We start from the raw sequence: 12,746 nt of genomic DNA, 5'->3' as shown, positions 1-12,746 counted from the left end.
CAAAGCGCGGGTAGCGGAGTCAGCGGGCCGGTTTGCTCGGCGCCAGGAAGTCGAGCAACGCCTTGGCGACTGAATCAGGCGCCTGCTCCGCCTGGTGGTGACCGCTGTTGATGACGCGGTGGCGAAGTGGATGGGCGAGCCAGGGCATCCAGATGGCGGCAGGATCTCCGTGAATGTCGAGGTCGTCGTCAGAAGATTCCAACAGCAGAGTCGGGCAGACGACTTGCCGCTTGGCCGCCCGGTCGGCTTCGTCGTGATCACGGTCGATGCCCAGGCCGGCACGGTAGTCCTCGCACATGCCGTGGACGACCGCCGGATCACGGAGGGCTTGCCAGAGATCAGCATGATTACCCACGCCCATCTCGGCCGGCCCGGGGGTGTGGTACCACGCGTCCGCGTCGGCGCAGATCACGCGTTCCGCGGGCTTGTCGGTCTGGCCGAGGAACCACCAGTGCCACCAGGCGCGGGCGAAGGTGGCATCCGTCCGCTCAAGGTGTTCAATCACCGGTAATCCGTCCATGACCACCAGATGCGATACCAGGTTCGGATGATCCATCGCGGTGCGGAACGCAACCAGAGCCCCACGATCATGCCCGACCACCGCGAATCGCTGATGACCAAGGTGGGACATCAGCAGCACGACATCGCGGGCCATCGCGCGCTTGCTCGATTGCGCATGGTCCGGTGCATCTGGCGGAAGCGTCGACCCGCCGTATCCGCGCAAGTCGGGTGTCACCACGAAGTGGTTCTCCGCCAGCCGGGGAGCCACCTCATACCAGGTGGTGTGCGTGCGGGGATGACCATGTAACAACACGACCGGTGCGCCGACACCACCGTGCCTGACTCGCAGCGTGACTTCACCCAGGTCAACGTGATCAAGACGGAAACGGTCGAACATCGATCGAACGCTACCCGCCGGCTGGGCAACCGGCAGCATTACCGCGCCCACATCCGCTCCTCAGCAGATCCACGCATCCACGAGCCTCGCCGAAGCCATCATCGACAACGCGAACATCCGAGTCGATCGAGATCGAGGGCGTCGTCGACGTCCTGGCCGAGCTGACGCGACTCGTCCGCATGGCCATCGTGACGACGGCGAAACGCGCGGATTTCGACCTCATCCATGAGAAGCGCGGGATCCGGCAGTTCATGGAGTTCGTCCTCGCCCGTGAGGACTATGCGAACGCCAAGCCGCACCCGGAGCCGTACCTGACCGGTTTGCGGCGCTTCGGCGTCACCGCGGACGAGGCTCTGGTCGTCGAGGATTCGGCCCGCGGGCTGAAATCGGCCGTGGCGGCCGGAATCGACTGTGCCGTTGTCCACAACGAGTTCACCAAGGGGCAGGACTTCGCACGGGCCAGCTATCGGATCGGCACGCTCGCCGAGCTGACCGACATCATCGAACGGTTGGCCGCGCGGTCCGTTACAGCAGCCCCAGCTGGCGGGCGCGCACGACCGCCTCGCGTCGTCGTGTCGCGCCGAGCTTGCGGTAGATCGCCCGCATGTGCGCCTTCACCGTGTTGACCGAGATGCCCAGGCTGGCCGCGATCTCGTTGGCGGTCAGCACCGTCGGCAGGAAGCGCAGCACATCGAGCTCCCGCTCGCTCAGCGGCTCGGCCAGCGCGACGGCCTCGGCGCGCGGCGGCTTCTCGAACACGACCGGGCCGGTGGTGTCGTCCTCCTCCAGCCAGCGCTGCCGGCCGATCAGCACCGCGATCCGGGCCGGGTCGAAGCGGCGGAACGGGCGGCGGATCCCGTTGCGGCGGCCCAGCGTGCCGGCCTTCGACATGGCGTCGATCGAGCGGCTCACGTGCCCCTGCGCCTCGGCGAGCAGGGCCAGCGCGATCCAGGCGGTCACCGCCGCGACCATGTCGGGGCTGTTGCCGGCCCGGGTGAGCAGCTCCTCGGCGGAGGGGTAGTCGCCCAGCGCCAGGTAGGCGCGGCCGAGGCAGACCTGTTCGGCCGGGCGCAGCGCCGGCTCGGACCGGTACATCGCCACCACCCGGTCGGGCTCATTGAGGGCGAGCGACACGTCGCCCTCGGTGAGCCGCAGCCAGCGGTCGAGCCGCGGGGCGTCGAGCGAGGGCGGTGCGCCGTCGCGGGCGGCCTTGAGCAGCGCGCGGGCCGCGGCCGGATCACCGGCCGACAGCAGCAACTGCGCACGCACCAGTGAGGTGAGCATCGCGGTGATCGCCTCGGGCGGGTCGATGTCCGAGTGCAGGGCCCGGCGCAGCGCCGACTGGGCCTCGGCTGTGCGGCTGCGCTCCACCTCGACCAGGGCGATCACCAGGTGCGCCATGGCCGCCTGCGGGGCGGACGCCGCGCCCAGCCGGTCGGCGAGCTCCTCGGCGGCGGCCGCGTGCTGCTCGGCCTCGGTCAGCGAACCCTGCAGGTAGGCGACCAGCCCCAGGTAGCCCTGCGCGTTGATCTCGACCAGCGGCACGCCCGTGGTCCGGGCCGCCGCCATCCCGGCCCAGAAGTACTGGTCGGCCTGGTCGAGCGTGGCGGTCCACAGCAGGCCGACACCCTTGTTGGTCAACGCCAGGGCGCGGAATTGGAGCATGGCCGGCACCTGGTCGAGCCGGGCTGGGCGCAGCGTCTCGAGGAGGCCGGTGGTCGCCGCGGTCAGCCAGGGCATGTCGCCGCTGACCCGGATCACCGCGGCCGCCTCGAGAGCGGCGAGCGCCGCGTCGATGGCCAGCCGCTGTTCCGGGTCGCGGCCGTCGAGCAGGCGCCGGGCGCGCAGGATCTGACCCCGGATCCCCGGCTGGTTGCCGCCGTCCACCATCAGCAGCGCGGCGCAGAGGCAGAGCTCGGGGGTCGTCGGCAGCAGGTCGGCCGGGATCCGCCGGAGTGTGTCGAACAGTTCCCGGCTGTGCGCCGAGACGAGCAGGACGATCGCCTGCTCCGCGACGACCCGGCCGACGTAGGCCCAGTCGCCGGCGAGCCGCGCGTGCCGCAACGCCTCGACGGCCATCCGCTCCTGCGCGTACCAGCGGGCGATCAGGCCGTGCAGCGCGGCCGTCGCCTCCGGCTCGTCCACTTCGAACTGCCGGCGCAGGGCGTCCCGCAGCTGGTGGTGGTAGCGGTACCAGCGCGGGTCATCGGCGCAGCGGCGCACGAACCCGGTGCCGCGCTCGAGATGGTCGAGGATCTGCTCGCCGTGCGCCTCGCCGGTGAGCGCGGCCGCCAGGTCGGCGCAGATCAGGTCGGGGAAGCTGGTGCGCAGCAGGAAGCTGCGCACCGGCGGCGGCTGCGCGTCGACCACCTCGCGCAGCAGATAGTCGCGGGCGGCCTCCTCGGGGCGGCGGGCCTCGACGGCCAGCCGCATCCCGAGCGGCCAGCCCTCGGTGCGCTCGATCGTCGCCGGATCGAGGCCGGGCGCCTCGTCGGCGGTGAACGCCAGGTCGGCGGCGCCGATCTCGGTGAGCTCGCCGGCCGCGCGCAGCCGGTGCAGCGGCAGGGCCGGCTCGGTGCGGCTGATCAGCAGGAACCGCAGCCAGGCGTGCCGGTTGTCGACGAACGCGGCCAGGTCGGCGGCGGCCGGCGAGCCGTCGAGCACCTGCAGGTCGTCGAGCACGAGGGTCACGGGCTGCCGCGAGCCCTCGGCGCAGCCGTCGTCGACCTGCACGCCGGCCGGCTCGAGGACGCCGGCCACGGCGGTGCGCAGGACGCTCACGGCACGGTGCCGGGGAGTCAGGGAGAGCCATCCGTACGCGCCGGGCCGGCCACCCACCCAGTAGGCGACCGATGTCGTCTTGCCCCAGCCCGGGCCGGCCTGCACCACGGTCACCGGCCGGCGTGCGCCGTCGTCGAGCAGAGCGAACAGGCGGGGCCGGGGCACGATGACGCCTCGGCCGGGAGCACTCGCCGGCTCGCTCATCACACTCCCAACCCGTCGGCCGTTCTCCCGTCACACAGGCAGATCGCTACCGCACGGCCGGAATCATAAATTGGCGTCGATCGGTGGGCGCTCGATCGTCGGCGGCGAGTCGATAACGGGGTTTTCCGGGCGCGATCGGCAACGGCCGATCGGAACGCCACTGTACCGGAAAGGGCGAGGCGGGCGGAGCCCGCGAGCCCGGGTCGCCCCGCGGGAACAGCCCGGCGGCCGGGCGCGGAGCGTTGGTCACGCTCAGCGGCCCGGCTCGCCGGGGACTCTTGCGTCCCGTACCGGAAAATGGTTTTGCACAACGACCCGCCGGCAGCTGGCTGCGCTGCCGGCGGACCCCCGATGGTTTTCTAGTTGTTCTTCAGCGGGAAACCGGGAATGGCCTTGGTCTTGCCGCCGGTGGGGCTGACCGCGAACCATTTGCCATTGATGCCCTGGCCGTTGATGTCGCCCGGTTTGGCGTCGGCGATGAAGTAGTAGACCGGCCAGCCGTTGATGGTGACCTGGCAGGTGTGGTCGGCCCGCTCGACGTATCCGATGAGCTTCGGGTCGATTCCGCTGGGGAAGATCTTGCCGGGGGACTTGATGAGCAGCGGCGGCCAGGCCGTGGCGCACGAGCCGTTGCAGTTCGACTTCGGCGGCTTGTTGGTGTCGTTGTCGAAGCGGTAGAGGGTGCGCCCGGCGCCGTCGGTGACATAGGTGCCGATCTGGGCGTTGTCGGTCGCGTTGAGCTCGACCGTGTGGCTGCCCTTGGTCTTGTCGGCGTTCGGCTTGATGTCGGTCGTCGACGGGCCGCTGAAGATCTTGACCCAGCGCTGGGTCTTCGCGACGGTCGGCGTGACGTCGGGAGCCGTCTCGCCGCCGCCGGAACCCTGACCGGTCGCGGACGCGTTGGGGGAATCCGAGGCGCTGGGGGACGGGGTAGCCTCGGACGCGTCCGCGCCGGTCAGGTCGCCGGGACCATCGGTGTTCGGGGGAGCGTCGGGTGACCGGGTCAGCGCGATCGGGAGCTGGATCGCGTCGGTCGACGGCGCCTTCTGGCTGCCGCAGCCCGCGAGGCCGGTCAGTCCGGCCAGCGTGACCACGATGATCGTCTTGGTCCCGGGCGTCATCATGGCTGCCTCTCCTTCCACCGCCCGGCTGGATCCGGGCCTGCCATCCACACGACCCGATGGCAAGGGCGGTTCACTCCGGTGTGCCAAAGTCTCAAGATCTTTGATCCGGCTGGCCGACCTGGTCGTATCTCCAGTAGCCGCGGCGCAGTACGTTCTTCGATGTCGCCTTCGGCGAGTCCGCCGGTCCGGAAAAGTTGGGTCGGCGGACCCGTACCGAAACGGCACCGTTGGTGCCGCGGAAGAAAGAGACTCGATGTCGTCACCGAGGACCAGACCGCGCCGGGAGGTGGCCGATGAAGCACTGGTCAGATCGTTGTGGAACGAACACGGCCGGGCCATGCTCGCCTACGCCACGCAGCTGACCAGGGACCGCGCGGCCGCCGAGGACGTGGTCCAGGAGGCGCTGGTGCGCGCCTGGCGCCACCCGGACAGCCTGGACAGCGGGAAGGGCTCGGTGCGCGGCTGGCTGTTGACAGTCGTCCGCAACATCGTGCTTGACCAGATCCGCGCCCGGAACCGGCGACCCCCGGAGGTGCGGGAGAGCCCGCCGGACGCCGCGGTCGAGGGCGACCACGCCGACCACGTGGTCAACTCGATGGTCGTGGTGGACGCGCTCAGCACCCTCTCCGCCGAGCACCGGGCGGTGCTCGAACAGGTCTACCTCAAGGGCAACACGGTCACCGAGGCAGCCGAGGCGCTCGGCATTCCGCCGGGAACGGTGAAGTCCCGGTCCTACTATGCGTTGCGGGCCCTACGCGAGGCCGGCAGAGAACGGTTGGCATCATGACTACGCCGGAGAGCACGAACCCGACCAACGACCACGTCGACCTGGCCGGATATCTGATGGAGATGCTGACGCCCGACGAGAAGCAGCGGGCCGACTCGCACCTCTCGGGTTGTGCTGCCTGCCGCGAGGAGATCGAGTCGCTGCAGGAGTGGTCCTCGGCGCTGCGCGACATCCCGGACGAGATGCTGCTCGACGGCCCGCCGGAGGATGCCGACCTGGTGCTGCAGCGCACGCTGCGGCAGGTGCGGCAGGAGGCGTCGGGCGGCCGGCTGCGCCGGGTCGCGGTGCTGACCACCGCCGCGGCGGCGATCATCGCGGTCGCGGTGGGCGGTGGGATCATTCTCGGCCGGGGTACGGCGCCGGGCGGGCCCACGCCGCAGGCGCAGGGCTCGGTGTCCGCCTCGACGGTGCCGCCGGGCACCCAGGTGGTGGCCGCTGCTGATCCGCGGACCGGCGCGCACATCAACGCGACGATCACGCCCGCGATGGGCTGGGTGCGGCTCAGCGCCACCGTCGGGGGGATCCCGGCGGGCGAGAAGTGCCGGCTCGAGGTGGTGGCGAAGGACGGGTCCGCGGTGCTGGCCGGATCGTGGCTGGTGTCCCCGGCGGGGGAGGCCAACGGGACCACGCTCAACGGCAGCGCGCTGATCGAGCCGTCTCAGGTCGCCTCGGTGCGGGTGGTCAGCACGGCCGGCGAGCAGTACGTCAGCGTCAACGTCTAGGTCAGACGTAGTCGCCGAGGACGCCGGCCAGCACCTCCGTCGCGTCCTGCACGTCGACCTCGGTCATCTGCAGCGGGCCGCCGGTCTCGACGTACTTGGCCGTGTCGGCGCGCCCGGCGAACACCGGTGCGAAGCCCAGATCGCGGATCAGCTTCGACGCCGTCAGCCGCGCGTCGACCAGGTCGGTGCAGACGAACTCGGCCAGCAGCGGGTCGTGGCCGCGCCGCCGGGTCAGCACGCTGGCCGGGAGCGTGTTGAACGCCTTCACCCAGTGCGCCTCGGGCGCCCAGCTCATCAGCGTCTCCAGGCCGCTGACGCCGCCCGGGGCGGCGGCCGGCGGGTTGGTCGCATCGATCACGACCTTGCCGGTCAGTGCCTTGCCGGCCATGTCGATCGCCTCGCGCGCGGCGGGCCAGCCGGGGGCGAACAGGACCGCGTCCGCATACTTCGCCGTCTCGTCGACGGGCATCGCCATGCCGTGCTCGCCGAGCCGCTCGACCAGGCTGTCCAGCCGTTCCGGGTGCCGCGACGTGATGGCCACGTCGTGCCCGCTCTCCACGCACCACTCGGCGAGGGTCGCGCCGAGCTTTCCTGCCCCGATCACCCCGATATGCATTCCCCCAGCGTGCGCGTTCGCCCACCCGAGGGGCGGGCGAACGCGTATTTTGCTCTCAACAACCGAGGTGGCGGATCCCCACGCTGCCGGCGACGACCATGGGCACCGCCCAGGCCGGGTCCATCCGTGTGCGCAGGGTGGGCGTCCAGCCCGCGTCCGGCGTGAGGTCGGGGTCGTACGCGGCGTTGTAGGCGGCCACCAGATCGACCGGCTGGACCCTGTTGCCGACCTGGACAAGCGACCCGAGCGCGGTGATCTTCGTGCCCTTCCAGTAGTGGATGATGTCGGCGGCGGGGACGTCCGCGCTGAGCCTGAAGTAGTTGTTCTCGGCGTAGATGCTCGACTCGACCCCGACGCCCAGCGAGTACTGATAAAGATCGTCGGTGGCCACGTAGAGGTTGTCGTACACGTCGACCTGGCCGAACCGGACCCGCGGCGCCCGCTGCAGCACGTTGCCGAACCGGTTGTGGTGCACGGTCACCCGCAGCTTCCCGACGTCCACGCCCGGGGTGTCGGTCGAGCCGATCAGCATGGTCTTGTCGTGGTCGTAGTAGTCGTTGTACGAGACCGTGACGTAGTCGGAGGCCTTGATGATGTCCGTCGCCCCGTCGTGCACCTGGTACGGCCGGCCGAAGTAGAGCGGCTGGTCCTCGTCGTGGTTGTTGCCGTCGCTGAGCGTGTTGTGGTCGACCCACACGTTCGTCGCGCCGGACAGCGAGATCAGGTCGTACAGCGAATTCCAGTTGCCGGCCGAGCCGTCGGTCGGGTCCCACGCCGGGAAGCAGTCGGCCGCGTCGGTCACCTCGACGTTCCGGATGATCACGTTGTTGACGCCGGTCAAGGCCAGGCTGCCATGGGTCAGCCGGCCGCCGTTGATCCCGACGATCGTGGTGTTGCTGCCGACGTTGATCTTCACGGTGGCGCCCTGGTTCTTGGCCGAGCGGGCGCGGGCGTCCTCGAGCGGGCCGCTGGGCTTGGTCGTGGTGCCCCAGACGGCCGGGTCGTACGCGGCGAGGAACGCGTCGAGGCGGTAGTCCGGGTCGGCGAAGGCATCGCAGCCGACCGGGTTGCCGCCGGCGTCCACCCGCAGGTCGATCTTCCCGCTGACGTACACGATCTTGGGGGTCGCGTTCGTGGTGTTGGTGGCGTTGTCGCCGCCCAGCGCGGCGACCAGCTCGGCGCGGTTGTGCACGACCGTGACGTGCGCGTCGTCGGCCGTGGAGCCGCCGCTGGTGCCGGTGCCGGCGGCCGCCCAGCCGTCGTTGGCCGGCAAGGTCTGGCGGCCGATCGCGAGCGCGGCGGCGGACGGGCCCGAGGCCGGCCCCGCGCCCGTTAGCCCGGTCGGGCCGCCGCGGAGGGCGGCCCGGGTGAGCCCGGAGGTGGCCGGGGTGAGCCCGGAGGCGGCCGGGGTGAGCCCGGAGGCGGCCGGGGTGAGCCCGGAGGCGGCCGGGGTGAGCCCGGAGGCGGCCGGGGTGAGCCCGGAGGCGGCCGGGGTGAGCCCGGACAGGGCCGCGGTCACCCCGGCGGGCGCGGCGAGGGCGCCCGCCGGGGGAGCGGCGCCGGCCTCGGCGACCGGCGGGCCTGCCATCCCCAGCGCGGCGACAGCGACGAGGACGGCGGCGGAAGCAATGGAGGGCATGGCATCTCCCTTGAGCGGCCGGTGGCGGCCGCGAAGAATGCAGGAAAGCGCTTGCCTGGAACACTCACATGGAGGTCGAGCGCAGTCAATGCCACGAACAACGCAGAAAATTTGCAGTGGGAACCGGGAAGTCCAGCGGAAACAAGGGGCCGCGGCGGCGGCCGACTTGCCTGGATCACTTGCAGGATTGCGGACGCCACCCGTCGGTGCCGCGCAGGAAGGCGGCCATCGTGTACTCGGCGGCCTGCGCATCGGTCAGTTGCGGCCGGTCCGGTGACGGGATCGCTCCGGGGCCCCGGTTGTGGTACTCGGCCAGCCGCGCGTCCCGCCACGACCACGTCCCGAAGTCGCTCCACGCCGTGGCCCCGATGTGCGCCCCGATCCACGAGTCGCGGATCAGCGTCATGCCGATCGCGTTCGGGTCGTTGCTCGGGTGCCACGGCCGGCCCAGGAACACCGTTCCGGCGGGCGCGTCCGAGGTGAGCATGCAGCGCTGGAGGAGCAGCCCGTACGGGTTGCCGACGTCGGTGCTCGGCGCGGTCACGTACCCGTTGGGGCTGGAGTTGCGGTTCAGCGAGTGGACCCGGCACCGGTCGAGGACCGCGGTCGCCCGTCCGAAGAGGAAGTCCACGTCGCCCTCGACGTAGCACATGCGGAAGTACGCGCGGGCGATCACCCCGGCCGCGCTGCTGTTCACGTAGAGGGTGTCCTGGTTGCCGAGGAAGCGGACCCGGTCGAACTCGACCCGGTCGGCGCGGGTCAGCACCGCCACCGCCTGCTTCGAGGTGATCTCGGGGTGGGCGGCCTCGTCGAACAGGTTGGCGAAGGTCAGGTTGCGGGCCCGGAAGCCGGCCCCGTCGACGGTGACCGAGGCGCTGCCGGAGGTGCCCCAGGGGGTGCCGTCCGGCTTGAACGTGCCGTTGGCCCGGTTGTCCGCGATCACCACGGCGTCCGGCCCGGGGCCGAGCCCGGCGACGGTGACGAACGGCTTGTCGGACGGGATCTTGACCGGGCCGAGATAGGTGCCGGGCCGCACCGCGATGGTGAGCGGGGCGGCATTCCCGGACGGCACGGCGTCGACCGCGGCCTGGACGGTGCTGAAGTCGCCGGTGCCGTCGGCGGCGACGACGGCGAAGGCGGGGGGAGCGGCCCGGGCGGGCCGGGCGACCGTCGCGGTGAGCGCGGTGCCGGCTATCCCACCCCCGGCCAGCTCGAGGAACCTGCGTCTGCGCATGATGTGGAACCTCCTAAGGAAAGGCCTTTCCTGCGGAAGCTAGAACCATCGATGCGCGCCGTCAATAGGGGCCGGCCCGACCGCCCGCGTCAGGAAGCCGGCACCGCACGGAACGCCTAGCGGGCCCAGGTGCTTTCCCGCCGGACCAGCGAAGCGGGGATGTGCTCCACCCGCGGCTCGTCGCCGGCCTCGCCCAGGGCCAGTCGCATGGCCCGCTCGCCGAGCTCGGTCAGCGGCAGCCGCACCGAGGTCAGCGACGGGGTGACGTCCCGGGCGATCGGCATGTCGTCGAACCCGATCACGGCCACCCGGCGGCCGGCCTCGCGCAGCGCGGCGAGGGCGCCGACCGCCATCGAGTCGTTCAGCGCGGCGATCGCCGTGACCTCGGGGAACTCCGCGAGGATCCGCTCGGTCGCGGCGAACCCGCCGTCCCGGGTGAAGTCCGAATGGACAATCCGCTCCTTCGGCAGCTTCTGCCGATATTTCCGGACGGCCCGCCGCACCCCCGCCAGCCGATCGAAGGTCGTCGTCAAGGCGGTCGGTCCGGCGATGACGGCGATCGACGCGTGCCCGAGCTCGAACAGGTGCGCCGCCGCGAGGAACCCACCCTCCTCGTTCTCCGGCAGCACCGCGTCGCCGGTGTGCTCGTGCCGGCCGATCACCGCGATCCGCCCGCCGGTGGCCTCGAACGCGCGCAGCCGGTCGTCGAGCCGGGCCGCGGTCGTCGCGTCCAGGTAGCCCGACCCGGCGATCACGATCGCCGCCACCTGGTGCGCGTGCAGCAGGTCGATGTACTCCAGCTCGCGGTCCGGCTGCCGGTAGCTGTTGCAGATGATCGCCAGCCGGCCGTCCGCCTCGGCGACCCGCTGCAGCCCCCGGGTGATCTCCGCGAAGTACGGGTCGGACACGTCGTGCACGATCACCCCGACCGCGCTGCGATGCGACCGGGCGAGCATCTGGGCGTGCGCGTTCGGCACGTACTTGAGCTCGGCGACGGCGGCGAGCACCCGGGCCCGCAGTGCGTCCGCGACCGGCTTCGGGCTGCCGTTGATGATCCGGGAGGCGGTCGCGGTGGACACTCCCGCGTGCCGTGCGACGTCCGCCAAGGTGGCCATGACCGGGGAGGATACCGGTGCCGGTCTTGCCCGCGGGGCGGCGCGCCCATTACGGTCTAGGAAAGCGCTTACCTCAATGGGTTTCGTGGGAGGACCTGGACCATGGGTCGAACGACGATCGGAATCGTGCTCAACGGCGTCACCGGGCGGATGGGGCTGCGGCAACATCTGCTCCGCTCGGTGCTCGCCATCCGCCAGGACGGTGGCCTGCCGCTCCACGACGGGACGGTGCTCTGGCCCGAGCCGGTGCTGGTCGGCCGCAGCGAGTCGAAGCTGCGGGACATCGCGGAGCGGCACGGCCTCACCGACTGGACCACCGACCTGCCGGCCGCGCTCGCCCGCGACGACGTGCGGGTCTACTTCGACGCCCAGGTCACCTCGGCCCGGGTGAAGGCCCTGCAGATGGCGATCGACGCGGGCAAGGACATCTACACCGAGAAGCCGGTCGCCGAGACGCTCGAGCAGGCGGTCGAGCTGGCCCGGCTGGCCGACGCGGCGGGCGTGAAACACGGCGTGGTGCAGGACAAGCTCTACCTGCCCGGCCTGCGCAAACTCGCCCGGCTGATCGAGGGCGGGTTCTTCGGCCAGGTCCTGTCCGTACGCGGGGAATTCGGGTATTGGGTCTTCGAGGGCGACTGGCAGAGCGCGCAGCGCCCGTCCTGGAACTACCGGGCGGCCGACGGCGGCGGCATCGTGCTGGACATGTTCCCGCACTGGCACTACGTGCTCGAGCAGCTGTTCGGGCCGGTCCGTGCGGTGACCGCCCGCGCCGTCACGCACATCGGCACCCGCTGGGACGAGGACAACGCCGCCTACGAGGCCACCGCCGACGACGCCGCCTACGGCATCTTCGAGCTGGACGGCGGCGTGATCGCGCAGATCAACTCGTCGTGGGCGGTCCGGGTCAACCGCGACGAGCTGGTCGAGTTCCAGGTGGACGGTACGCACGGCAGCGCGGTCGCCGGCCTGCACCACTGCCGCATCCAGCCGCGGGCCGCCACCCCCAAGCCGGTCTGGGACCCGGACGTGCCGACCGACCAGCGGTTCCGCGAGCAGTGGCAGGAGGTGCCGGACAACGACGTGTTCCCCAACGGCTTCCGCGCCCAGTGGGAGCAGTTCCTGCGCTACGTCGCCGAGGACGCGCCCTATGCCGGCGACCTCTGGGCGGGCGCGCGCGGCGTGCAGGTGGCCGAGCTCGGCCTGCGGTCGTCCCGGGACGGCCGGCGCGTGGAGATCCCGGAGCTGGACCGATGACCATTACGTTCAGCGGCCGGGGCTTCCCGTCGGAAAAGATCAAATTCCACAGCCGGATCGCGTACGCCGCGGCGCCGGTCACCGCCGATCAGCACGCCGAGAACATCCCCGGCGCCCCGGCCGTCCTGGACTGGGCGGCGACCCTCCGCTTCCGGCATCATCTGTGGTCGCTCGGCTTCGGCGTGGCCGAGGCGATGGACACCGCCCAGCGCGGGGCCGGCCTCGACTACCCGGCGACCCGCGAGCTGATCCGCCGCAGCGCCGCCGAGGCCCGCTCGGTGGGCGGCGCGATCGTGGCGGGCGTCGGCCCCCACCAGCTGCCCCCCCGGCCCCCCCCGATCGACGACATCCGCAAGGCGGACGCGGAACAGC

At 71.4% G+C, this 12,746-nt stretch carries 12 protein-coding genes; 5 read left to right on the top strand and 7 right to left on the bottom strand.

Annotated elements, in window-relative coordinates; genetic code table 11:
• Positions 1 to 19: 19 nt before the first annotated feature.
• On the bottom strand, positions 20 to 898 hold the full coding sequence (locus ODJ79_RS22360) for an alpha/beta fold hydrolase (RefSeq protein ID WP_263025488.1): 879 nt from the start codon (positions 896 to 898) through the stop codon (positions 20 to 22).
• A gap of 2 nt (positions 899 to 900) precedes the next feature.
• Here ODJ79_RS22360 and ODJ79_RS22355 point away from each other — a divergent pair, with 2 nt between their 5' ends.
• Entirely contained in the window at positions 901 to 1,524 is a 624-nt protein-coding gene (locus tag ODJ79_RS22355) for an HAD-IA family hydrolase (protein WP_317620691.1), read from the top strand.
• Here the strand turns inward: ODJ79_RS22355 and ODJ79_RS22350 are convergent.
• Positions 1,424 to 3,883, bottom strand: coding sequence for a LuxR C-terminal-related transcriptional regulator (locus ODJ79_RS22350; protein WP_263025487.1), 2,460 nt, complete (start codon positions 3,881 to 3,883; stop codon positions 1,424 to 1,426). The two genes, ODJ79_RS22355 and ODJ79_RS22350, sit on opposite strands and share 101 nt — an antisense overlap.
• Positions 3,884 to 4,242: 359 nt before the next feature.
• On the bottom strand, positions 4,243 to 5,007 hold the full coding sequence (locus ODJ79_RS22345) for a hypothetical protein (RefSeq protein ID WP_263025486.1): 765 nt from the start codon (positions 5,005 to 5,007) through the stop codon (positions 4,243 to 4,245).
• A gap of 253 nt (positions 5,008 to 5,260) precedes the next feature.
• Here ODJ79_RS22345 and ODJ79_RS22340 point away from each other — a divergent pair, with 253 nt between their 5' ends.
• Positions 5,261 to 5,794: a sigma-70 family RNA polymerase sigma factor gene (locus tag ODJ79_RS22340; protein WP_263025485.1), complete on the top strand. Its 534-nt coding sequence runs from the start codon at positions 5,261 to 5,263 to the stop codon at positions 5,792 to 5,794.
• Entirely contained in the window at positions 5,791 to 6,516 is a 726-nt protein-coding gene (locus ODJ79_RS22335; protein ID WP_263025484.1) for an anti-sigma factor family protein, read from the top strand. The genes ODJ79_RS22340 and ODJ79_RS22335 overlap by 4 nt, the downstream gene beginning before the upstream one ends.
• 1 nt (position 6,517) lies before the next feature.
• Here the strand turns inward: ODJ79_RS22335 and ODJ79_RS22330 are convergent, their stop codons facing one another.
• The 4 genes from ODJ79_RS22330 to ODJ79_RS22315 form a co-directional block, all read right to left on the bottom strand.
• Positions 6,518 to 7,132 (bottom strand): NADPH-dependent F420 reductase, encoded by a 615-nt coding sequence (locus ODJ79_RS22330; protein ID WP_263025483.1) that lies wholly within the window; start codon positions 7,130 to 7,132, stop codon positions 6,518 to 6,520.
• A 55-nt stretch (positions 7,133 to 7,187) separates the two neighbouring features.
• Entirely contained in the window at positions 7,188 to 8,771 is a 1,584-nt protein-coding gene (locus tag ODJ79_RS22325; protein WP_263025482.1) for a pectate lyase, read from the bottom strand.
• A gap of 175 nt (positions 8,772 to 8,946) precedes the next feature.
• Positions 8,947 to 10,005, bottom strand: coding sequence for a pectinesterase family protein (locus ODJ79_RS22320; protein ID WP_263025481.1), 1,059 nt, complete (start codon positions 10,003 to 10,005; stop codon positions 8,947 to 8,949).
• 116 nt (positions 10,006 to 10,121) lie between these two features.
• Positions 10,122 to 11,120: a LacI family DNA-binding transcriptional regulator gene (locus ODJ79_RS22315; protein ID WP_263025480.1), complete on the bottom strand. Its 999-nt coding sequence runs from the start codon at positions 11,118 to 11,120 to the stop codon at positions 10,122 to 10,124.
• 102 nt (positions 11,121 to 11,222) lie between these two features.
• On the opposite strand from ODJ79_RS22315, the gene ODJ79_RS22310 reads away from it, so the two are divergent.
• Both ODJ79_RS22310 and ODJ79_RS22305 read left to right on the top strand, forming a co-directional pair.
• Positions 11,223 to 12,374: a Gfo/Idh/MocA family protein gene (locus ODJ79_RS22310; RefSeq protein ID WP_263025479.1), complete on the top strand. Its 1,152-nt coding sequence runs from the start codon at positions 11,223 to 11,225 to the stop codon at positions 12,372 to 12,374.
• On the top strand, positions 12,371 to 12,746 hold a 376-nt coding region (locus ODJ79_RS22305; RefSeq protein WP_263025478.1), incomplete at its 3' end, for a dihydrodipicolinate synthase family protein. The genes ODJ79_RS22310 and ODJ79_RS22305, both read left to right, overlap by 4 nt.

It is taken from the genome of Actinoplanes sp. KI2 (assembly GCF_025630775.1).
In the GTDB taxonomy this organism is placed as follows: domain Bacteria; phylum Actinomycetota; class Actinomycetes; order Mycobacteriales; family Micromonosporaceae; genus Actinoplanes.
The sequence above is the reverse complement of the archived record's forward strand: the minus strand, read 5'-3'. Positions and strand labels throughout refer to the sequence as shown.

Coding starts and splice junctions, on each gene's coding strand:
- ODJ79_RS22360 (WP_263025488.1), bottom strand. CDS start 898: ATGTTCGACCGTTTCCGTCTTGATCACGTTGACCTGGGTGAAGTCACG.
- ODJ79_RS22350 (WP_263025487.1), bottom strand. CDS start 3,883: ATGAGCGAGCCGGCGAGTGCTCCCGGCCGAGGCGTCATCGTGCCCCGG.
- ODJ79_RS22345 (WP_263025486.1), bottom strand. CDS start 5,007: ATGATGACGCCCGGGACCAAGACGATCATCGTGGTCACGCTGGCCGGA.
- ODJ79_RS22340 (WP_263025485.1), top strand. CDS start 5,261: ATGTCGTCACCGAGGACCAGACCGCGCCGGGAGGTGGCCGATGAAGCA.
- ODJ79_RS22335 (WP_263025484.1), top strand. CDS start 5,791: ATGACTACGCCGGAGAGCACGAACCCGACCAACGACCACGTCGACCTG.
- ODJ79_RS22330 (WP_263025483.1), bottom strand. CDS start 7,132: ATGCATATCGGGGTGATCGGGGCAGGAAAGCTCGGCGCGACCCTCGCC.
- ODJ79_RS22325 (WP_263025482.1), bottom strand. CDS start 8,771: ATGCCCTCCATTGCTTCCGCCGCCGTCCTCGTCGCTGTCGCCGCGCTG.
- ODJ79_RS22320 (WP_263025481.1), bottom strand. CDS start 10,005: ATGCGCAGACGCAGGTTCCTCGAGCTGGCCGGGGGTGGGATAGCCGGC.
- ODJ79_RS22315 (WP_263025480.1), bottom strand. CDS start 11,120: ATGGCCACCTTGGCGGACGTCGCACGGCACGCGGGAGTGTCCACCGCG.
- ODJ79_RS22310 (WP_263025479.1), top strand. CDS start 11,223: ATGGGTCGAACGACGATCGGAATCGTGCTCAACGGCGTCACCGGGCGG.